Origin of the sequence: Jeotgalicoccus halotolerans (assembly GCF_003387165.1) — a bacterium.
Lineage (GTDB): Bacteria > Bacillota > Bacilli > Staphylococcales > Salinicoccaceae > Jeotgalicoccus > Jeotgalicoccus halotolerans.
The window spans coordinates 70,609-92,462 of sequence record NZ_QUMW01000014.1; the positions used below are offsets into that span (position 1 = coordinate 70,609).

The 21,854-nt window shown below is 45.2% G+C and carries 24 protein-coding genes; all 24 read left to right on the forward strand.

Features of this window, described 5'->3' with window-relative positions; translation table 11 throughout:
* Nucleotides 1-19: 19 nt before the first annotated feature.
* The 24 genes from sdaAB to sucD all read left to right on the forward strand — a co-directional run bounded on the left by sdaAB (nucleotide 20) and on the right by sucD (nucleotide 21,820).
* Nucleotides 20-685 carry an L-serine ammonia-lyase, iron-sulfur-dependent subunit beta gene (gene sdaAB / locus DFR63_RS09750; RefSeq protein ID WP_115885757.1) on the forward strand — a complete coding sequence of 222 codons (666 nt, stop codon included), beginning with the start codon at nucleotides 20-22 and terminating at the stop codon, nucleotides 683-685.
* 3 nt (nucleotides 686-688) lie between these two features.
* Nucleotides 689-1,564, forward strand: coding sequence for an L-serine ammonia-lyase, iron-sulfur-dependent, subunit alpha (sdaAA, locus tag DFR63_RS09755; RefSeq protein ID WP_115885758.1), 876 nt, complete (start codon nucleotides 689-691; stop codon nucleotides 1,562-1,564).
* Nucleotides 1,564-3,531 carry an ATP-dependent DNA helicase RecG gene (gene recG, locus DFR63_RS09760; RefSeq protein ID WP_115885759.1) on the forward strand — a complete coding sequence of 656 codons (1,968 nt, stop codon included), beginning with the start codon at nucleotides 1,564-1,566 and terminating at the stop codon, nucleotides 3,529-3,531. Before sdaAA ends, recG begins: the two co-directional genes overlap by 1 nt.
* A gap of 27 nt (nucleotides 3,532-3,558) precedes the next feature.
* A complete protein-coding gene (locus DFR63_RS09765) occupies nucleotides 3,559-4,179 on the forward strand; it encodes a sortase (RefSeq protein ID WP_115885760.1) in 621 nt (206 codons plus the stop codon).
* A gap of 247 nt (nucleotides 4,180-4,426) precedes the next feature.
* Entirely contained in the window at nucleotides 4,427-4,990 is a 564-nt protein-coding gene (gene fapR / locus DFR63_RS09770) for a transcription factor FapR (RefSeq protein WP_115885761.1), read from the forward strand.
* A 3-nt stretch (nucleotides 4,991-4,993) separates the two neighbouring features.
* Complete coding sequence (gene plsX, locus DFR63_RS09775; protein ID WP_115885762.1) at nucleotides 4,994-5,977, forward strand: phosphate acyltransferase PlsX; 984 nt, start codon at nucleotides 4,994-4,996, stop codon at nucleotides 5,975-5,977.
* On the forward strand, nucleotides 5,970-6,878 hold the full coding sequence (gene fabD / locus DFR63_RS09780) for an ACP S-malonyltransferase (protein WP_115885763.1): 909 nt from the start codon (nucleotides 5,970-5,972) through the stop codon (nucleotides 6,876-6,878). The genes plsX and fabD overlap by 8 nt, the downstream gene beginning before the upstream one ends.
* Nucleotides 6,871-7,608: a 3-oxoacyl-[acyl-carrier-protein] reductase gene (gene fabG / locus DFR63_RS09785; protein WP_115885764.1), complete on the forward strand. Its 738-nt coding sequence runs from the start codon at nucleotides 6,871-6,873 to the stop codon at nucleotides 7,606-7,608. The genes fabD and fabG overlap by 8 nt, the downstream gene beginning before the upstream one ends.
* Before the next feature lie 35 nt (nucleotides 7,609-7,643).
* Nucleotides 7,644-7,883: an acyl carrier protein gene (locus tag DFR63_RS09790; RefSeq protein ID WP_026867576.1), complete on the forward strand. Its 240-nt coding sequence runs from the start codon at nucleotides 7,644-7,646 to the stop codon at nucleotides 7,881-7,883.
* An 84-nt stretch (nucleotides 7,884-7,967) separates the two neighbouring features.
* Entirely contained in the window at nucleotides 7,968-8,729 is a 762-nt protein-coding gene (rnc, locus tag DFR63_RS09795; RefSeq protein ID WP_342767910.1) for a ribonuclease III, read from the forward strand.
* Between the two features lie 6 nt (nucleotides 8,730-8,735).
* On the forward strand, nucleotides 8,736-12,290 hold the full coding sequence (gene smc, locus DFR63_RS09800; protein WP_115885765.1) for a chromosome segregation protein SMC: 3,555 nt from the start codon (nucleotides 8,736-8,738) through the stop codon (nucleotides 12,288-12,290).
* A complete protein-coding gene (gene ftsY, locus DFR63_RS09805) occupies nucleotides 12,290-13,399 on the forward strand; it encodes a signal recognition particle-docking protein FtsY (protein WP_115885766.1) in 1,110 nt (369 codons plus the stop codon). Before smc ends, ftsY begins: the two co-directional genes overlap by 1 nt.
* Complete coding sequence (locus DFR63_RS09810) at nucleotides 13,389-13,724, forward strand: putative DNA-binding protein (protein ID WP_115885767.1); 336 nt, start codon at nucleotides 13,389-13,391, stop codon at nucleotides 13,722-13,724. The genes ftsY and DFR63_RS09810 overlap by 11 nt, the downstream gene beginning before the upstream one ends.
* 13 nt (nucleotides 13,725-13,737) lie before the next feature.
* On the forward strand, nucleotides 13,738-15,084 hold the full coding sequence (ffh, locus tag DFR63_RS09815) for a signal recognition particle protein (protein ID WP_115885768.1): 1,347 nt from the start codon (nucleotides 13,738-13,740) through the stop codon (nucleotides 15,082-15,084).
* Nucleotides 15,085-15,182: 98 nt separating this feature from the next.
* The gene (gene rpsP / locus DFR63_RS09820) at nucleotides 15,183-15,458 is read left to right on the forward strand and encodes a 30S ribosomal protein S16 (protein ID WP_115885769.1); all 276 of its coding nucleotides are present in this window, start codon (nucleotides 15,183-15,185) and stop codon (nucleotides 15,456-15,458) included.
* Nucleotides 15,459-15,463: 5 nt separating this feature from the next.
* Nucleotides 15,464-15,691, forward strand: coding sequence for a KH domain-containing protein (locus DFR63_RS09825; RefSeq protein WP_115885770.1), 228 nt, complete (start codon nucleotides 15,464-15,466; stop codon nucleotides 15,689-15,691).
* 49 nt (nucleotides 15,692-15,740) lie between these two features.
* Nucleotides 15,741-16,235 carry a ribosome maturation factor RimM gene (rimM, locus tag DFR63_RS09830; RefSeq protein ID WP_115885771.1) on the forward strand — a complete coding sequence of 165 codons (495 nt, stop codon included), beginning with the start codon at nucleotides 15,741-15,743 and terminating at the stop codon, nucleotides 16,233-16,235.
* The gene (gene trmD / locus DFR63_RS09835; RefSeq protein ID WP_115885772.1) at nucleotides 16,235-16,906 is read left to right on the forward strand and encodes a tRNA (guanosine(37)-N1)-methyltransferase TrmD; all 672 of its coding nucleotides are present in this window, start codon (nucleotides 16,235-16,237) and stop codon (nucleotides 16,904-16,906) included. The genes rimM and trmD overlap by 1 nt, the downstream gene beginning before the upstream one ends.
* 141 nt (nucleotides 16,907-17,047) lie before the next feature.
* Nucleotides 17,048-17,395 (forward strand): 50S ribosomal protein L19, encoded by a 348-nt coding sequence (gene rplS / locus DFR63_RS09840; RefSeq protein WP_115885773.1) that lies wholly within the window; start codon nucleotides 17,048-17,050, stop codon nucleotides 17,393-17,395.
* A gap of 145 nt (nucleotides 17,396-17,540) precedes the next feature.
* The gene (locus DFR63_RS09845) at nucleotides 17,541-17,732 is read left to right on the forward strand and encodes a hypothetical protein (protein ID WP_115885774.1); all 192 of its coding nucleotides are present in this window, start codon (nucleotides 17,541-17,543) and stop codon (nucleotides 17,730-17,732) included.
* 165 nt (nucleotides 17,733-17,897) lie between these two features.
* Nucleotides 17,898-18,755 carry a ribosome biogenesis GTPase YlqF gene (gene ylqF, locus DFR63_RS09850; RefSeq protein ID WP_115885775.1) on the forward strand — a complete coding sequence of 286 codons (858 nt, stop codon included), beginning with the start codon at nucleotides 17,898-17,900 and terminating at the stop codon, nucleotides 18,753-18,755.
* A 4-nt stretch (nucleotides 18,756-18,759) separates the two neighbouring features.
* Nucleotides 18,760-19,518: a ribonuclease HII gene (locus tag DFR63_RS09855; RefSeq protein WP_115885776.1), complete on the forward strand. Its 759-nt coding sequence runs from the start codon at nucleotides 18,760-18,762 to the stop codon at nucleotides 19,516-19,518.
* Nucleotides 19,519-19,724: 206 nt separating this feature from the next.
* Entirely contained in the window at nucleotides 19,725-20,894 is a 1,170-nt protein-coding gene (gene sucC / locus DFR63_RS09860) for an ADP-forming succinate--CoA ligase subunit beta (RefSeq protein WP_115885777.1), read from the forward strand.
* Between the two features lie 17 nt (nucleotides 20,895-20,911).
* Nucleotides 20,912-21,820 (forward strand): succinate--CoA ligase subunit alpha, encoded by a 909-nt coding sequence (gene sucD, locus DFR63_RS09865; RefSeq protein WP_115885778.1) that lies wholly within the window; start codon nucleotides 20,912-20,914, stop codon nucleotides 21,818-21,820.
* Nucleotides 21,821-21,854: the final 34 nt, after the last annotated feature.

The following is a 21,854-nucleotide window of genomic DNA, read 5'->3' on the forward strand; positions in this document are numbered from 1 at the left end:
CACTTTAGGAGGGGAAACTATGAAGTTTAAAAGCGTTTTTGATATAATCGGACCTGTGATGGTCGGGCCGTCATCATCGCATACAGCAGGTGCTGCGCGCATCGGGCTGCTCGCAAGAAACTTATTCGGCGGCCAGCCGGATAAGGTGGATATCTACTTGTACGGCTCCTTCCGAGATACTTACCAGGGCCATGCAACAGATGTTGCGCTGCTCGGGGGCATTCTCGGCTATGATACCGACGATGAAAGAATTATCAATGCTAAACAAGAAGCTGAAAACAACAACTTAACGTATAATTTTATCGAAATGCAGGAAGAACGCTCTCACCCGAACACAGCGGTGCTGCAGCTTTATAAAGACGAAGAAGAACTCGTAATCGAAGGAGTGTCGATCGGCGGCGGCAAGATAGAGCTCGTAAGTATTAACGGCTATAATATTAATATTTCAGGCAACTATCATGCGCTGCTGGTCTTCCATAAAGATGAATTCGGGACGATTGCACGTGTCACGACGAAACTCGGCGATGAACAGCTGAATATTTCTCAGATGAGTGTCTCCCGAAAAGAAAAGGGGCAGGTCGCTTTAATGACTGTCGAACTTGACGATTCAATTTCACCCGAAGCTTTAGAAGAAATAAGAGCGGTTAAAGGCGTTGACCGCGTAATTGAAATGACGGGAGGCTAACTTATGTTTAACAGTATAAATCAGCTTGTGGAACGTGCGCTGTCAGAAGAAATTTCCTTGTCCGAAGTTATGATCAGGCAGGAAATGGAAGCGACAGGGCACAGCTACCTCGATATATATAATTTAATGAAAACTAATTTAACGACGATGGAAGGTGCTGTAGCTGAAGGCCTTGAAGGTGTTCATTCAACAACCGGCCTGACGGGTATGGACGCTGTGAAGATGCAGAAATATATCGATTCCGGCAAGGGCTTAAGCGGTGAACTTAATCTGCTTGCGATTGCGAATGCAGTCAGCACCAATGAAGTGAATGCAGCGATGGGCAAAATCTGTGCGACACCGACAGCAGGATCAGCAGGTGTCGTGCCAGGTGTTTTATTTGCCATGGTTAAAAAAGATCCGTCGATTACAGAAGAACAGAAAATCCGTTTTCTGTTTACTTCGGGCGCTTTCGGTTTTGTGGTTGCAAATAACGCAAGTATTTCAGGTGCTGCCGGCGGCTGCCAGGCGGAAGTCGGCAGTGCGAGCGCTATGGCAGCAGCCGCCCTCGTTGAACTCGCAGGCGGTACGCCGGACATGAGCGCACACGCATTTGCGATCGCCATGAAAAATATGCTCGGTTTAGTGTGCGACCCTGTTGCCGGCCTTGTTGAAGTGCCGTGCGTTAAACGGAATGCAGCAGGCGCAACGAATGCGCTGACAGCAACGGATATGGCGCTTGCAGGAATTGAATCGCGCATTCCGGCAGACGAAGTTATCGAAGCGATGTACAAGATCGGCTTAACCATGCCGTCGGCACTGCGTGAAACAGGACGCGGCGGACTGGCTGCGACTCCGACAGGAGAACGCTTAAAAGCTGAACTTTTCGGTGCGAAATAATGAGCGGCATTCATGTCGTACAGAGCCCGGACAGAAATATTAAAGAATTAAAAGGCGTTGGCGACAAGGTGGCAGAGAAATTGTTCGGACTTGGCATTACAGGCATGAATGATGTGCTTTTTCACCTGCCGGCGGGCTACATAGACCACAGCGTCGTCAATTTGAATGAAGCGCCGGACGGGGCGAATATTACGATTGAAGGCACTGTAAAAACAGAACCCCAGGTCGCCTTTTTCCGCAGGGGCAAGAGCCGTCTGACATTTTTTATGGATGTCGACGGCATTTATGTAAAAATCACATTTTTTAATCAGCCTTATTTAAAAAGTAAGATTATCAACGGTGAATTCGCCCGGCTCTACGGCAAGTTCAACCGCAACAAGCTTGAAATTAACGGAACGAAACTAATCTTTGAAGCAGGCGGCGGCTACCAGGTAAAATATCCGCTCGGCGGTGTAATGCAGTCGAAAACATTCCAGAAAATCGTCCGCTCCGCCTTTGATATGACAAACTTTAACGTCGACCTGCCGGAAGCGCTGAGAGCTAAGTACAAACTGATGCCGGTTCGAGATGCGCTGTATGCGCTCCACTTTCCTGACAGTCATGAAACGGTTGCTGCTGCAAGACGCACGATAAAATTTTATGAGCTGTACCATTACCAGCTTAAAATTATGGAACGACGTCAGAAAGAACGCGTCAGGAGCGACCGTTTTGTCGTCGATTATAAGATTGATGAACTTAAAACTTTTATCGATACGCTGCCTTTTGAATTGACAGGTGACCAGAAGAAAAGCGTCAATGATATATGCCGCGACTTTAAGCAGAATATTTCAATGCACCGCCTCCTGCAGGGAGATGTGGGTAGCGGTAAAACGATTGTGGCAGGGATTTGCGTTTACGCGGTTAAGACCATCGGTGAACAAAGCGCTGTTATGGTGCCGACGGAAGTGCTGGCGAATCAGCATTACGAGAGTTTTAAAGACACTTACGGCGAGGAACTGACGATTGCTAAATTAACAGGTACGACAAAACCGGTCGAGAAACGCGATATACTCGCCCGGCTCGCAACAGGTGAAATCGATCTTCTCGTCGGCACGCATTCGCTGATTGAAGATGATGTAATCTTCAGCCGCCTGTCGTTTATCATTATCGATGAACAGCACCGCTTCGGTGTGAACCAGCGCGAAAAGCTGAACAATAAGGCTTACCGCAAAAACGTGCTTTATATGACGGCGACACCGATTCCGAGAACTTTATCGATTACATCCTACGGCGATATGGACGTGTCAGTTATACGCGAAATGCCAAAAGGCCGCATTCCAATTGAAACGGAATGGCGCCGCTTCAAGGAGATCGATTACGTGCTCAGTTTCGTGAAATCGGAAATCGATAAAGGGCACAGCGCCTATATCGTGGCACCTTTAATCGAAGAATCGGAAACACTCGATTTAAAAAACGTCTATGAAATATATGAGATTTTTGAAGAGTATTTCAGCCCGGATGATGTGGTGCTGGTACACGGCAGAATGAAAGCTGAAGAGAAAAATGCAGCGATGCGCTCGTTTGAAACGCTGGAGAAACCGCTGCTCGTATCGACGACGGTTATCGAAGTCGGCATCAACGTGCCGAACGCGACAGCAATTGTTATTTTTAACGCCGAGCGATTCGGTCTGTCCACGCTGCACCAGCTGCGCGGCCGGGTCGGCAGAAGCAGCAAGAAGAGCTACTGCGTTTTAGTGAGCGACCCGGCAACGGAAAACGCCAAGCAGCGCATGGATATTATGACGAGCACTTCTGACGGCTTTGTTTTAAGTGAGCGCGACCTTGAAATGCGCGGGCCCGGGGATTACTTCGGTGTCCGTCAGAGCGGTTTGCCGCAATTTAAAATTGCGGATATTACAGAAGATTACAGAATCCTTGAAGTGGCGAGAGACGAAGCGGTTCAGGTGTATGAAAACAATAATTTATAAAAAATTGCGGCGAGTGGAGGGGATTTTTTGAGAATATTCATCAGAACTGTCGGTATTTTAATGATTATCGCAGCTGTTATGCTGTTTTTCTGGCAGGATATCCGTGAATATTTTACAGACCAGGTCAACGACCGGCTGATTACCGCGTATCAGGACGGTGACGATGATGTAAAACTGAACCCGCTTGAAACGTTCGTCACCGGTGCAGAACAGGAAGCTGCAGGTATTAATATCGGTGATGATATGGCAGGGGTGCTTGAAATTGAGAGTGCAGATATTCTCGAACCCGTCTACAAAGGGCCGCTGACAGAAGAGAAATTGCGGAACGGCGTGAGCTTTCTGGAAGAAAGCGATCACCTGGATATGCAGAACATCCCGATTGCCGGCCACCGTGTCGAAGGTGCAGGTATCCGTTTCAACTATATCGACCGTGCTTCAGTCGGCGATACGATAAACTTCATCACGCGCGATGAAACGCGCGTCTATAAAATCACCGAGATGTTCGAAGTCGCACCGTCGGAAGTCGGCGTCCTCGACCAGACTGAAGGTGCGGTACAGGAACTCACCCTCATCACATGCGAAGAGTATAACCCGGAAACACTGCTGTTTGATAAGCGGCTGATTGTTAAGGCTGAATTGGTTGAATGATGAGAATTACGCGGATTGTTTTGATTTTTGATGGGAGTTATGTAAACTTAACAGCATCTGAGTCCTTTATCGTATGGATTCGGATGTTTTTTTGTATGAAAAGGAGGCACAGTGTCTGACAATCACCAGACATGCTCTCCAAATTTAAAAAATTCTTTAAAATAATTGAAATCATGAGACAGGTTTTATATACTGAGTCTAGTGTTATATATAGATATTAATACCAACTACTAAAAGAGGAATCAGAATGGTGAAGCTAAAAAAACAGGAGCGTCAATCGAGTTTGGAGTCTCATATTTCCGATGATCCGTTTTTGACGGATGAGCAGCTGGCGAATATTTTCGGTGTATCGATTCAAACGATACGTCTGGACCGACTGGAACTGAACATTCCTGAGCTGCGTGCACGCATTAAAAATGTGGCGCGTGAGGGTGTTGATAAAATCCGCTCACTGTCAATTCAGGAAGTAGTCGGGGAAATTATCGATATTGAACTGAATAAGAGCGCGCTGTCGCTTTTTATCGTTGAGGAAAGTCACGTGTTTGAAAAGAATCAAATTGCACGGGGGCATTTTCTGTTCGCACAGGCGAATTCGCTCTGCGTTGCTTTAATCGATGAGCCGCTCGCGCTGACACAGCATGCGGCGGTGGATTTTAAGCGTCCGGCGAAATTAAACGATAAAGTTGTCGCAAAAGCGAAAGTAACGACTATGGACAATAATAAAGCGCACATCGAAGTGGAATCAAAAGTCGATGGCAAAGTGATTTTTACAGGAAAATTTGAGATGTATTATAAAAATGAAGGTGAATAGACGATGGCTAGAATTGCTGTAGATTTAATGGGTGGAGACAATGCCCCGAAAGTGATAGAAGAAGGTGTTCTGCAGGCAGCAGATACTTTTGATGATGTAGAGATTCTGGCGTTTGGCATGCCGGGCAGCTACAGCGGGAACCACCCGCGGGTAACTTTCATTGAAGTAACAGAAAAAATCGAGTCGGAAGATGACCCGGTAAAATCTGTCAGAAGAAAAAAAGACAGTTCCCTGGTAAGAGCAGTGAAAGCTGTAGCCGACGGTGAAGCGGATGCGGTTGTGTCAGCTGGCAACACAGGTGCAATTATGAGTGCCGGTCTGTTCGGCGTGAAGCGTATTAAAGGGATTGAACGTCCTGCGATTACAACGATGCTGCCGACAACTTCTGACAAAGGCATGCTGATGCTGGATATGGGCGCTAATTCGGAAAACAAACCGAACCACCTGCTGCAGTTTGCACAAATGGCAAGCGTGTATATGGAAAATATTGAAGGCCGCAAAAATCCTTCAATCGGTTTGATTAACAACGGCAGCGAAGAGATTAAAGGGACTGAACTGACAAAAGAAACCTATCAGCTTTTAAAAAACAGCGGGCTGAATTTTACAGGCTTCTTTGAAACACGCGATATTTTATCAGGCGATATAGATATCGCGGTAACCGACGGTTTTACCGGCAATGTTGTCTTAAAGACAATTGAAGGCACATCTTCAAGCCTGCTCGGCGAAGTGAAGAAAATCATGTTGAAAAATCCGGTGAACAAACTTGCGGCTCTCGCTTTGAAAAATGATTTCCAGGAACTTAAAAACATGCTCGATTACAGACAATTCGGCGGTGCACCGCTCATGGGGCTGCAGGGCAATGTAATTAAAGCTCACGGTTCTTCAGATGCGACTGCCATCGTCAATGCGGTAAAACAGGCGAAAATCATGGCAGACTCAGGTACGATTGACAAAATAAAAGAATTAATAGGTGAAAATGATGAGTAGATTAATTATTTTTCCTGGGCAGGGTGCCCAGTACGGCGGGATGGCAAAAGATTTATATGAACAAAACGATAAAGCCTGCGCTGTACTCGACGAAATTTTTTCATATGTTGATTTTGACTTAAAAGAAATAATGTTCTCTGAAGATGACGCAAGACTAAATGATACTAAATACACGCAGCCTGCCTTATTTGCCCACAGTCTGGCAGTACTTGCTGCGACTGGATTAAAAGGCGACTATCTGCTCGGCCACTCGCTCGGCGAACTGCCGGCGCTTGTTCATGCAGGAGTTGTAACTTTAAAAGACGGTGTGAGACTTGTTGTAACGCGCGGTGAATTAATGAGCCGCGCGGACTCAGGCGCAATGGCGGCTGTAATCGGCATGGGCTTTAAAGATCTTGAAGAAGCATGCATCAGCGCATCAGACGGCAAGACAAAAGTTGTGCCTGCCAACATTAACGCACCGGATCAGGTGGTTGTGTCAGGAGATAAAGAAGCGGTTGACCGCTTTAAGGAACTGGCGAAAGAACGCGGCGCACGCCGGATCATTCCATTAAAAGTATCGGGTGCTTTCCACTCTCACTTAATGGAGCCTGCGCGTCTTCAGTTTAGAGAATTTACTGAGCAGATTACTTTTCAAGATGCCAAAATTCCGGTCATCCAAAATGTCAGTGCCAAGGCTGAAACTGAAGCCGGCGTGATTAAACATCAGTTCGTTGAACAGATTACGCACCCGGTGCGATTTGTGGAATGCGTGGAAACAGCAGCAGAACTCGGTGTGACTGAAGCAGTTGAAGTTGGGCCGAAGAAAGTCCAGTCGGGACTGGTACGCAAAATTACGAAAGAAATAGCTACTTCAAATATCGATACATTCGAACAGGCAGAGGTGTTTTTAAATGAGTAAAACAGCATTAGTCACAGGCGCTTCGCGCGGTATCGGCCGCGAAATTGCCCTGACACTCGGAGCGGAAGGACACACGGTTATCGTGAACTATTCAGGTTCAAAAGATAAAGCGGATGCGGTCGTCGAAGAGATTAAGTCAAACGGCGGTACTGCTGAGAGCTATCAGTGCCACGTGCAGAATGCCGATGACGTGAAAGCAATGATTAAGCATATTACGGATACGTACGGCTCCATCGATATCGTTGTTAATAACGCGGGGATTACACGCGACAATCTGTTAATGCGCATGAAGGAGAGTGAGTTTGACGATGTTGTCGACGTGAATATTAAAGGCGCCTTTAACGTTATTAAGAGCGTATCGCGGCCGATGATTCGCCAGAAGTCAGGACGCATCATTAATATTTCAAGCATCGTCGGCTCGCTCGGCAATGCCGGACAGACGAACTATGTGGCAACGAAAGCAGCAATCGACGGTATGACAAAATCAGTGGCACGCGAACTGGCCTCGAAGAATATTACTGTCAATGGTGTCGCTCCGGGATTCATTAAGAGCGACATGACAGATGTGCTCGGAGATGATATTAAAGAGGGCATGCTGCAGCAGATTCCGCTGAAGCACTTCGGAGAAACGAAGGATATTGCAAACGCAGTCAGTTTTCTTGCAAGTGATAAAGCATCGTATATTACAGGCCAGATTATACACGTCAATGGCGGTATGTACATGGGTTAAAAGCTGTGCTATTATTTAAGGGAGGTGAAGAAACAATGGCTAATATTGACAAAATTAAAGACATCATCGTTGACAAACTCGGCATCGATGAAGAAAAAGTAACAAGAGAAGCATCTTTTAAAGATGACCTTGGTGCAGACTCACTTGATATCGCTGAATTGGTGATGGAACTTGAAGATGAGTTTGATATGGAAATTCCGGATGAGGAAGCTGAAAAAATCAACACAGTAGGCGACGCACTGGATTTCATTGATAAAATAGAAAAAGAACAATAAAACACTTGAAAAATCCACTTATGATGAAGTGGATTTTTCTTTGTGAATAAATACAGGAAATAGTAAAATAAAAGAGGTGGATATATGGATTTCGAAATCGTGCTGGACAAAGTTAAAACGGACTCATCAGCACAAAATAAACTGGATAAATTTAATGTAATGTTTAAGAAATTCGCGGAGAAAATTAATATTAAAGCGGACAGACCGGGTCTTTATCAGCAGGCCTTCATGCACAGTTCGTATATTAACGATCTCGGGCTTGATAAAAGATATAACAATGAGCGGCTCGAATTTCTCGGCGATGCAGTACTAGAATTGATGGTATCAGATCATATTTTTAACAAATACGAAGAGCTGCCTGAAGGCAGGCTGACAAAACTTCGTGCGAATATCGTGTGTGAACCTTCACTTGTAGTATTTGCCTCGAAACTCGATATGCCGGACTTAATTCTGCTCGGACGCGGCGAGGAAAAAACCGGCGGCAGAAGCCGGCCCTCAATCGTCAGTGATGCTTTTGAAGCCTTTCTCGGCGCCCTGTATTTAGATCAGGGACAAGGGGGAGTATGGAAATTTTTAAGCGACTTCGTTTTTCCGCATATTTCGTCTGAAGATTACAATGCAATTATCGACTATAAAACGATGCTGCAGGAATATTCGCATCAGGCATTCTCACTGAGTGTCACTTATGAACTCGTGAGCTCGACAGGCCCGAGTCACCACCGCCGTTTTGAAACAGAAGTATCAATTGGCGGCGAAGTGCACGGCACGGGTGCCGGTTTATCGAAAAAAGAATCAGAACAACAAGCAGCTAAAAGTGCACTTAGGGCACTTGGCCAAGAGGTGTAGGGACATATGGTATTTTTAAGGCAAATCGATGCACATGGTTTTAAATCATTTGCAGATAAGGTCAATATAAAGTTTGACAGCGGGGTCACTGCTGTCGTCGGCCCGAACGGGAGCGGCAAAAGCAATATTACCGATGCAATCAGATGGGTACTCGGTGAACAGTCGGCCCGCGTGATGCGCGGTTCGAAAATGGAAGATATTATTTTTGACGGCACGGACAGCCGGACACCGATGAACAGCGCCTCGGTCAGTCTGATTTTAAACAATGACGACCATGTACTCGGTTCAAGCAATGAAGTAGTTATTTCAAGAAAACTGTACCGAAGCGGGGACAGCGAATATTTTATCAATAGTGAAAAAGCTAAACTGAAAGATATTACAGAGCTGTTTTTAGACTCCGGTCTCGGAAAGAATGCATATAATATTATCAGCCAGGGGCAGGTCGATGAAATTTTAAAGGCGAAACCGCTTGAACGCCGGAAGATTATCGAGGAAGCTGCGGGTGTAATGAAGTATAAAAACCGCAAGCATGAGTCGGAAAAACGTCTCGACGACACGAAGCAGAACCTGTCGCGTGTTCACGATATTATCGAAGAAATCAGTTCCCGGGTACACCGTCTGGAAAAAGAAAGTGCCATCGCAGAAGAGTACCTTGCGCTGAAAGAAGAAATGACACAAAGCGACATCGAGGTCAATGTCTACGATACGAAACTGCTTCTTACAGAACTCGATGAAATTACCGCAAAGATTCAAAAAGAGGAGTCGCGCTTAGAGCATGCCCGCACTACGCTGAAAGAAGTGCTCACCGAGCTTAATTCTCTTGAAGAAGAGCGGGAAAGACTGCAGCAGGAAGAGCGCAGCTTAAATCAGGAACTTCTTCAGACGACGCGGGAACTCGAAAAAATCGAAGGGCGCATCGCACTCTATGCAGAACGGGAAACGAACAAAGAAACGCTGAAGCAGGATTTGAACACCCGTCTTAAAAATTATGAAGAAGATTTAAATGGTTTAACTAAAGAGCTGTTACAAGAAGAAAAGAAGCAGGCTGAGTTAAGGTCCAGGCAGACTGAATTGATAAAAGCTGCCAAAGACAAAAAACGCGAGCTCGCTGTAGTAGAGTCGACAGGTGACAGCGATATTGAAAAGCTGAAAGATGAATATTACGAGCTGATGGTTAAAAAAACCACCCTCGAAAACGATAAACGCCGGAGCCGCGATGAACAGTCAAAAATAGCTGACAGTATCCAGTATAAAAATGAACGCCTGGAAGCGCTAGATGCTGAAGTTGAGGAATTAAAAAGTATTCTTGATGATAAAAAACAGATGCTGGCTGAAGCGGAGCGTGAGTTAACCGCTGCGCGCACGGATTATAAAGATACCCGTCTCAGACTGAATGATCTGAACGATCAGTACGACAAGGCTAAAAGTGATTACAGCCGGGCTGAAAATTTTATTCAGAACCAGCAGTCGAAACTCGATATGCTGAAAAATATGTCGGAGAACTATCAGGGATATTATCCCGGCGTCCGGGCTGTACTCAAAAATAAAGACAGCATTCCCGGTGTTATCGGCGCCGTCGGCGAACTGATATCGGCACCGTCTGAATATATGACGGCTCTCGATACGGCGCTTGGCCAGGCCAGTCAGAATATCGTTATGGATGTCGAACATAACGCGCGTACTGCAATTGCCTTTTTAAAGCAGAAAAACTTTGGTTTTGCGACCTTCCTGCCGCTGGATACGATCCGCGAACGTTATCTTTCAGTCGACGTTGAAAAATCGCTTGAAGCGTCAAATATCGACTACCAGGTTTTATCAGAAGTTGCAGATATTAAACGCGAATACCGGAAAGTGCTCCTGCACCTCTTAAATACGACAGTTGTTGTTAAGGATTTGAGCGATGCTTCTGCCATGGCAAGAGCAACCGGCCAGCGTGTCCGCATCATTACGATGGACGGTGAAACGATTATGCCGGGCGGGGCAATGAGCGGCGGTTCAAAAAACCGCAAAGGCTCCATTATGGAAACGAAGAAGGAAATTGCAGGAATAACAGAAAAAATTGAAGAGTATACAAAACAGACAGCAGTGCTGAAAGAGGCAGTCGACAAGACGGCAGATCAGATTGCCGCGGCGACTGTAGAACTGAAGCAGCTCGAGGAAGCGGGCACGAAACTCAGTGAAAGCCACGACGCGCTCCAGTCTGAAGTCACACAGCTTGATTTTAAGCTCTCGAATAAAACTGCTGCTGCGGCTGAACTTAAGAGTGAAGTAGCCAGCCTCTCTCCGGGCAACGGGACAGGCGACTACGATGAGAAAATTGAAATTTATACTCAGCAGATGGGTGATATTAATACGCGCATCGATATGATGAGCCGGTCGAAGAGCGAGAAAGAAACTCAAATTTCACAGCTTCAAAGTGAACTGCAGCAGCTGAATAATGATAAAATATCAATAGATGGCGAAATCCGTTTTACCGAGGCGGCACTTGAACGTCTCCGCGATAATATCGATAACTTAAAGCATAATATTGATAACACGAAAAGCGAAGCGGAGATGATCAACGATGATCTTTCGACGATGAACATTGCTGAACTGAAAGACAGCAAAGTGCAGTTATCAGCTGCCCTCGATGAACTGAACACGAGGTTCGGGACGATTACCGGCAAACTCGGGGCAATTAAAGAAGAGCACGAGAAGAAAACCGTAACCGAAAGTGAACTGCGGAAGTCCGCAGACAGCAGCCAGGAACAGCTGAGAACTGATTCCGCTGCCCGCGAAGGTTTAGATACACAAATTGAAAATAAAATGACATACTTAAGCGACAATTATAAAATGACTTATGAACTTGCTCTCGGGCAATTTGAGAGTTTTGAAAACATTGAAGCGAAACGTAAGAAAATTACACTGAATAAGAAGAGTATTGAAGAACTCGGCCCCGTTAATATCGGTGCCATTGAAGAGTTCGGTGTTGTTAATGAACGTTATACGTTCTTAAAAGAACAGGAAGACGACTTAATCGAAGCACGCCAGACCCTCCTCGACGTCATCAGTGAAATGGATGAAGCAGTCGCAGCGCGTTTCAAAGAAACATTCTATCAGGTGAACGATTACTTCCAGGAAGTATTTACCGATATGTTCGGCGGAGGCCGGGCGGAACTGCGCCTTCTTGAAGAAGGTAATTATTTGGATTCCGGCATAGAAATATTTGCCGAACCGCCGGGTAAAAAACTGTCATCGCTGTCGCTTCTGTCAGGCGGCGAACGTGCCCTGACAGCAATCAGTCTTCTGTTCAGTGTACTCCGGGTAAAAGTGAGTCCGTTTATTATTCTCGATGAAGTTGAAGCAGCACTCGACGAAGCGAATGTCACGAGATATGCAAAATATTTGAAAAAGCTGTCAGCTGATACGCAGTTTATCGTTATTACTCACCGTAAGGGTACGATGGAAGAAGCGGACCGGCTGTTCGGTGTCACTATGCAGGAACAAGGTGTCACGAAATTGATCAGCGTGGATTTAAAAAATTATGAAGAACCAGAACCGGCAGGAAAGGAAGGAATTTAATGGGGATTTTTGACCGTTTTAAACGCAAGAAGAAAAAACAGGAACAAGAACCAGCATCGCTTGAAGTACAAACAGATAAGCTCGATGACGGCCTGATCTCGCTCGATGAGTTTGAAGAATGGGAGCAGGAACAGCTCAGCTATAAATTTGAAGTCGGTCTTAAAAAGAGCCGCGACAAATTCCAGCAGGATATCAACGCGCTGATGGCACGCTACCGTACGGTAGATGAAGATTTCTTCGAAGCACTGGAAGAAGTGCTGATTTCAGCCGATGTCGGCTTTAATACAGTAATGGAATTAACTGAAGAGCTGCGCCGCGAAGCCCAGCTTAAGAATATTACGGAGACATCTGAACTCAGGGAAACCATCGTTGAAAAAATGGTTGAAATTTACGAGCAGAACGGCGATGCTTCAGATGAAATGAATATTAATGAAGACGGGCTGACTGTCGTCTTAATGGTCGGTGTTAATGGTGTCGGCAAAACGACATCAATCGGCAAGCTCGCACACAAGTATACGCAGGAAGGCAAAAAGGTTATGCTCGCTGCGGGAGATACTTTCCGCGCCGGTGCAATTAACCAGCTCCAGGTCTGGGGCGACCGCGTCGGGGCCGATGTCATTAAACAAGCGGAAGGTTCGGATCCTGCTGCAGTAATGTTCGATGCAGTCAGCGCAGCAAAAAAACGCGGGGCGGATATTTTATTCTGTGATACAGCAGGCCGTCTGCAAAATAAAGGCAACCTGATGAATGAACTGTCTAAAATTAAAAAAGTCATTCAGAAGGTCGTGCCTGAAGCGCCTCATGAAGTGCTGCTCGTGCTCGACGCAACAACCGGGCAGAACGCACTCAGCCAGGCGAAAGCGTTTAAAGAAGTCACTGATGTATCAGGCATTATTTTATCCAAACTGGACGGTACTGCTAAAGGCGGTATTGTGCTGGCTATTAAAAACGAACTCGGCATCCCGGTCAAATTTGTCGGACTCGGCGAGCAGCTCGATGATCTGCAGCCGTTCGATGCGGAAAACTATGTGTACGGCTTATTTGCTGATATGATTCAGGAGTCGGAAACGCTCGAAGAAAAATTAGAGGAAGATAAAGATGACGAATGATTTAGAACGCACGATGCGGATGAATTATCTGTATGATTTTTATCAGTCTCTGTTAACTGACAAACAGCAGAAATACATTGAACTGTATTATCTGGAAGATTTTCAGTTCAGTGAAATCGCAGAAGAGATGAACGTGACACGGCAGGCTGTCTATGATAACCTTAAGCGCTCACGCGATATGCTGGAACAATACGAGGACACACTCGGTATGTATAAAAATTTTAATAAACGTCTCGAACTGTATGCGGAGCTGAAAAATAAGCTCGGCGATAATATCAGCGAGGACGCCAAAAAGATAATCGAAAGATTAGAGAAATTGGATTAAGGAGGACGGCACTATGGCTTTTGAAGGTCTTGGAGAACGTCTGCAGTCCACGATGGACCGCATTAAAGGGAAAGGTAAAGTAACGGAATCCGACGTTAAATTAATGATGCGCGAAGTGCGCCTTGCACTGCTTGAAGCGGACGTTAACTTTAAAGTCGTGAAGCAGTTCGTGAACGATGTTAAAGAACGCGCGCTCGGCTCGGCTGTTATGCAGAGCTTAACACCCGGCCAGCAGGTCATTAAAATCGTTCAGGAAGAATTAACATCGCTCATGGGCGGAGAAAATCAGAAGATTAATCTCGCGCAGAAACCGCCGACAGTTATTATGATGGTCGGCCTGCAGGGTGCAGGTAAAACGACAACAGCAGGGAAGCTTGCTTTGCACCTGCGTAAAAAACATAATAAGCGTCCGCTCTTAGTAGCGGGAGATATTTATCGTCCGGCTGCGATTGATCAGCTGGAGACGGTCGGAAAACAAATCGATATTCCGGTCTTCTCTCTCGGCGATCAGGTAAAACCTGAGGAAATTACAGAAAAAGCGCTGCAGCACGCGAAAGAAGAACATCTCGACACGGTGATTATCGATACGGCAGGCCGTCTGCACATCGATGAAGCACTGATGAACGAGCTGAAAAATGTTAAAGAATTGTCGAAGCCGGATGAAATTATGCTCGTCGTCGATGCGATGACCGGGCAGGACGCGGTAAACGTCGCAGAAAGTTTTAACGAGCTGCTCGATATTACAGGCGTGACGCTGACGAAGCTCGACGGCGATACGCGCGGCGGGGCAGCACTGTCTATCCGCTCTGTTACTGAGAAACCGATTAAGTTTGTCGGGGTGTCCGAGAAAATGGATGGACTCGAAGCCTTCCACCCGGAACGTATGGCCTCCCGCATACTCGGCATGGGCGATGTATTGTCCATTATTGAAAAAGCACAGGACAACGTTAATGAAGATGAGCAGAAGGCGCTTGAGAAAAAACTGAAGAATTCGAGTTTTACACTCGACGACTTTTTGAGCCAGATGGACCAGGTGAAAACTTTGGGACCGCTGGATGATCTCTTAAAAATGATGCCAGGTGCAAACAAAATTAAAGGACTCGATAAAATGCAGTTCTCAGGCAAGGAAATCGACCATGTCCAGGCGATTATCCGTTCGATGACACTCGATGAGCGCGAAAACCCTGAAAAACTGAACGCCAGCCGCAAAAAGCGTATCGCTAAAGGTTCCGGCCGTTCACTGCAGGAAATCAACCGTCTCTTAAAACAGTTTAACGACATGAAGAAAATGATGAAACAGATGACGAGCGGCAAAAAGAAAGGCCGGAACCCGTTCGGCGGCATGGGTCTGCCATTTTAAAAGTAAAATACACATGTAAAGAAAAAACTCTTTACATGTGTATTCTTGTTTGTTATGATAAGTAAGTCGAAAAGAAGTAGAGAGAGGAGTTTTCACACATGGCAGTAAAAATTAGATTAACTCGTATGGGTTCTAAAAGAAATCCTTACTACCGTATCGTAGTTGCAGATGCACGCAGCCCGAGAGATGGTAGAATCATCGAACAAATCGGTTCATATAACCCGGTTTCTAAATCTGAAGATAACGTTGTCCTAGACAGCGAAAAAGCGTTAGAGTGGTTGCAGAATGGTGCTAAACCAAGCGACACTGTACGTAACATCTTCAGTGACAAAGGTATCATGGAACAGTTCCACAATGCTAAATTCGGGAAATAATTCCGATGGACAAATTACTTCAAACAATTCTTGAACCGATGCTGGATTATCCGGAAGAACTCGTTATTAACCGTGACGAGACGCCGCATAAAGTTTCGTATAAAATAAGCGTGCACGAATCAGATGTCGGGCGAATAATCGGCCGCGGCGGCCGTTTTATTAAAGCGCTCCGCATCGTTGTTTCAAACGCTGACAGAGACGCGTCAAAGAAAGTGTTTGTTGATTTGCATTAAGACACACTTTAACAGTGTGTCTTTTTATTCTTTATAAGAGGTGTTCATCTTGCGAATTAAAATTGGTAAACTGGTAAATTTCCACGGTGTGCGCGGCGAAGTTAAAATATTGAGCGACTCCGACTTTCTGGATGAACGTTTTCAAGCGGGCAAGACGGTGGAAATCGGCGGTAAAGTACTGACGATTGCAAGCTACCGCACGCATAAGAACTTCCATCTGCTGAAGTTTGAAGGGGTGTCGAACATGAACGACATTCTCGACTTAAAAGGCAAGGATGTTTTTATCGAAGAAAACGAAGAAGATCTCAAGCTTGAAGAGAACGAGTATCACGTTCGTGACATTGTCGGTCTGACGGTTATTAATCTCGATAATAATACCGAGCTCGGTAAAATTTCTGAAGTGATGTTCACCGGAGCAAACGACGTCTGGGTCATAGAAGGCGAACGCGAATATTTAATTCCGTACATCGAACAGGTCGTTAAAACGGTCGATCTCGACCGCGGGCTTGTTGAAATTACACCACTCGAAGGATTGTTGGATTAATGAATATATATTATTTAACATTGTTTCCGGACATGTACGAAGGTGTCCTCGGAGCATCTATTTTAAAACGCGCCAAAGACAAAGGCATCGTTGATTATCATATGGTTAACTTCCGTGATTTTTCAAACGATAAACATAACAAAGTCGATGATTATCCATATGGCGGCGGGGCAGGCATGGTTTTAAAACCGGAACCTGTCTTTAACGCTATGGACAGTCTGGATATCGGCGATAACAAGCGCGTTATTTTAATGTGCCCGCAGGGCAGGCCGTTTGACCAGAAACTCGCTGAAGAGCTGGCTGAAGAAGACAACATTGTCTTTATCAACGGCCACTATGAAGGTTACGATGAGCGGATACGTTCGCTCGTTACCGATGAAGTATCCATCGGTGATTATGTTTTAACAGGCGGCGAGCTCGCATCGATGACAATGACTGATGCAATTGTCCGTCTGATTCCGGATGTGCTGAGCAATGAAGCAAGCCATCAGGAAGATTCATTCTCGACGGGTATGCTTGAACATCCGCATTACACCCGCCCGAGAGAATACCGCGGCATGAAAGTGCCGGATGTGCTCTTGTCCGGAAATCATAAACTGATTGAAGAATGGCGCCATGAAGAAAGTCTGAAACGCACAAAGGAACGCCGTCCGGATCTCCTGGACGGATAAAGTTCAGTTTTATTTTAAAACTTATTGAATGACCATAGTTTGTATGGTAATATTATACGAGTGTAAATACACGTAAATATCACAATCATCCGCTGCCAAAGCAATTCGGGCAAGATAATTGGAAGAAGGAGAAGATATATTATGTCACAGGAATTATTAAATTCTATCGTTAAAGACCAGTTGAAAACTGATATCCCTGAATTTAAAGCAGGAGATACAGTTAAAGTTCACGTTCGTATCGTAGAGGGAGACCGCGAAAGAATCCAGCTTTTCGAAGGTGTTGTAATCAAACGCCGCGGAGGCGGAATTTCAGAAACTTTCACTGTACGTAAAATTTCTTACGGTGTTGGTGTTGAGCGTACATTCCCTGTACACACGCCTAAAATCGAGAAAATCGACGTTGTCCGCCGTGGACGTGTACGTCGTGCTAAACTTTACTACCTGCGCAACCTGCGCGGTAAAGCTGCCCGCATCAGAGAAATCCGATAAGGCACTTTATCATACCCGGACCAGTTTTGGTCCGGGTATTTTTTTGCTTAGTTTTAATGTTAACTAATGCGGCTCCCGGGAAAGTAACGAAACTCATCTAGTTCGGGCTATCAGCGACTTTAAATATTGATTTGGAAATTTGAAGATGACCAGCCGGTGGATGATGGAGTTTACGGGGAATGCTGTTAACGTGCGCACCCACCAGAAGATTTTGAATAAGTACTGTGATGCTGCAGGCAGATATAAATCAAGTAATTATATATTTAAGTACTATGATTTTACTGAAGCGATGAAAAAAGAACAAAATACCCGTAAATATAAAGATTATCTTAACTAATAAGATATTTATTGGATTTGTCGGACACCGCGGCTTTGACAGTGTCCGACAAAACCCAATCCTCCTCACATCCCAGCCCAAAATCATGATAAAATACAAGAGGAATAAACAAAACACAAGAAAATCAAATTTTAAAAATAACAATACAGAAAGGGGCAACCGAAGATGTCAATTAACTGGTTCCCGGGGCATATGGCGAAGGCCCGCCGCCAGATTGAAGAGAGTTTGAAGAAGGTGGACGTCGTTATAGAAATACTGGACGCGCGCATTCCGTATGCTTCCAAAAATCCGATGCTCGATCACGTAATCGGTGATAAGCCGAGAGTGGTTGTACTGAATAAGAAAGATATGGCAAATAACAAGGAAACGGATCGCTGGATTAACCGTCTGAAAGCTGAAGGGGTTTATCCTATAGCGCTGAACGGCAAGGAGCCGAACGTGCTGAAGAAAATTGAAAACACAGTCGTTGAGGCGACGAAGGAAATTTTTGAACGCATGGAGCGTAAAGGCATTAATCCGCGTGCGATTAGAGCAATGATTGTCGGAATTCCAAACGTCGGCAAATCCACGATTATTAATAACATAGCGAAACGAAAAGTGGCGAAAACCGGCAACACGCCAGGCGTGACGAAAGCGCAGCAGTGGATTAAAGCAGGAACTAAAATGGAACTGCTCGACACTCCGGGTGTGCTTTGGCCGAAATTCGAAGATGAGTCAATCGGACAGAAACTATCGCTGACGGGTGCAATTAAGGATAACGTCGTGAACCTCGACGATATTGCAATCTTTGCCCTGAAATTCATGCAGGAGCATCACCTTGATGCGCTCAAACAGTTTTACAATATTAATATCGATGAAAACACCGAAATCGTGGAAATTTTTGATGCAATCGGCCAGTCGCGCGGCTTTAAAATGAGCGGCAATGAAATCGACTACGAGCGCGTGACAGAAAGAGTTATCTACGATACACGCGATGCTAAAATCGGGCGTTTTACCTTCGACCTCGCAGAGGGTGCGGAATAATTATATGAAGATAAGCGATATTAAACTCGAAATTGACAAGATAAAAACCCTGGCAGATTTAACTGCCTCGCCTTTTCACGAAGACGAACGAAAAGGTGTACAGAACGCGCTTATCAGAAGGGCGCGCCTCCTCCAAAAAGAAAGGGCGCTCCTGGAGCATTACGACACGATGATGCGCCATGAAAACGAGCATCCGGCTGCCAGTCTTGCGGGTGTCGATGAAGCAGGGCGCGGACCGCTTGCGGGCGACGTGGTAGCTGCGGCTGTGATTCTGCCGGATGACTATAAAATAATCGGCCTCGATGACTCTAAAAAAGTACCTGAGTCAAAGAGGCTTGCTCTGCGCGAAGAAATTATGGAGCACGCTGAGTACGGTATCGGCATTGCGACAGCGGCGGAAATCGATAAGCACAATATTTATGAGGCGACGAAAATTGCCATGCAGCGCGCGATTGATAATCTTCCGCGGACGCCTGATCATTTACTGATCGATGCGATGACGCTCGGCAATAATATTCCGCAGACCGCGCTTATAAAAGGTGATGCGGTCTCCAATTCAATTGCAGCCGCTTCGATAATCGCGAAGACAACTCGTGACTTAATGATGGCAGAATACGAGGCTGAATATCCGGAGTACGGCTTTTTGAAACATAAGGGCTACGGCACAAAAGCGCATCTTGAAGCTTTGCATAAATACGGGGCAACACCTATCCACAGAAAAACTTTTGAACCGGTAAAAAGTATGACCAGCGGACAAATTTAAGTATGAAAATTCACAAACTTTTAACAGCAAAATCCATATTCTTGCGGTTTCGAATCATATTTACTGCAACTTGTGATTTATTTCTCAAAATTTCTTAAAATAACAATAATTTGTTTCATTAGTTATCACTTACACGTTTACATTCAACGATGGGTTTCCTATAATTGAATATGTAAGCTTTATTAAAAAGTCTTAGGAGGAAAATCATGAATATCCATGAGTATCAAGGAAAAGAAATTTTTCGCTCAATGGGTGTAAACGTACCTAAAGGTGACGTTGCTCTTACACCAGAAGAAGCAGTTGAAGTTGCAAAAACACTTGATTCAGATGTCTACGTTGTCAAAGCTCAAATCCACGCAGGTGGCCGTGGTAAAGCAGGCGGCGTTAAGATAGCAAAATCTGTCGATGAAGTTAAAGAATATGCCGAAGAACTGTTAGGCAAAGTCTTAGTTACTCATCAGAACGGTCCGGACGGGACTGAAATCAAACGTCTTCTTATTGAAGAAGGCTGCGATATCGACAGCGAATACTACTTAGGTTTCGTAATTGACCGCGCGACGAACCGCGTAACATTAATGGGTTCTGAAGAAGGCGGAACTGAAATCGAAGAAGTGGCAGAAGCAACTCCTGAAAAGATTTTTAAAGAAGTGATTGACCCTGCAGTAGGTCTTCTGCCTTTCCAGGCTAAGAGACTTGCTTTCAATATTAATATTCCAACAGCATCAGTAAACAAAGCAGCTAAATTAATGCTCTCTTTATACGATGTGTTTATCGAAAAAGATGCAGCAATTATGGAAATCAACCCGCTTGTTACGACAGGCGACGGCGAAGTTATTGCGCTTGATGCGAAAGTTAATTTCGATGCGAACGCTTTATACAGAAACAAAGATATCGTTGAATTACGCGACTTCGATGAAGAAGATGAAAAAGAAATCGAAGCTTCAAAACACGATTTAGCATACATCGCCTTAGAAGGTAACATCGGCTGTATGGTTAACGGTGCCGGACTTGCTATGGCAACGATGGATACGATTAACCACTTCGGCGGAAAACCTGCCAACTTCCTCGACGTAGGGGGCGGCGCGACTGCTGAGAAAGTTACTGAAGCGTTCAAACTTATTTTAAGCGATAAGGCAGTAGAAGGAATCTTTGTAAACATTTTCGGCGGCATTATGAAGTGTGACGTTATCGCTGAAGGTGTCGTTGAGGCTGTCAATAATGTCGGTCTTGAAATACCTCTTGTAGTGCGTTTAGAAGGTACAAACGTTAAAGAAGGTAAACAAATTCTTGCAGATTCAGGTCTTGCAATCACACCGGCAGGCACAATGGCTGAAGGTGCTCAGAAGATCATCGCTGCTGTAAACGAAAATAAATAATAACGGAGGAATATATTGTGGCTGTATTTGTAGATAAAAATACTAAAGTAATTGTACAGGGTATTACCGGTTCAACAGCACTATTCCACACGAAGCAGATGCTTGAGTACGGTACTCAGATTGTTGCTGGTGTGACACCTGGTAAAGGCGGACAAGATGTTGAAGGTGTTCCTGTATTCAACACTGTAGAAGAAGCTAAAAAAGAAACTGGCGCAACTGTATCGGTAGTTTACGTGCCGGCTCCATTCGCAGCGGATTCAATCATGGAAGCTGCAGATGCTGAGCTTGACCTCGTAATTTGTATTACCGAGCACATCCCGGTACTCGACATGGTTAAAGTTGTACGTTATTTAGAAGATAAAAACACGCGTCTTATCGGACCGAACTGTCCGGGTGTTATTACTGCCGATGAAACTAAGATCGGTATTATGCCCGGCTATATCCACAAAAAAGGACACGTTGGTGTTGTATCACGCTCAGGTACGTTAACTTATGAAGCAGTTCACCAGTTAACACAGGAAGGTGTCGGCCAGACATCTGCTGTCGGTATCGGCGGAGACCCTGTTAACGGAACGAACTTTATCGATGTATTAAAAGAATTCAACGAAGATCCTGAAACTTACGCTGTAGTAATGATTGGGGAAATCGGCGGTACTGCTGAAGAAGAAGCGGCAGAGTGGGTTCGCGATAACATGACTAAACCTGTTGTCGGCTTCATCGGCGGACAGACTGCACCTCCAGGGAAACGCATGGGCCATGCCGGTGCGATTATTTCAGGCGGTAAAGGGACAGCTGATGAAAAAATCCGTATTATGAACGAATGCGGAATTGAAACAGCTGCAACGCCTTCTGAAATTGGTGAAACGCTTATCGAGCGCATCAAAAAAGAAGACGGGCTTTACGAAAAATGCCTGACTGTAAAATAAATGAAATATAACTCAGCTAAGTGAGTGAATCAGA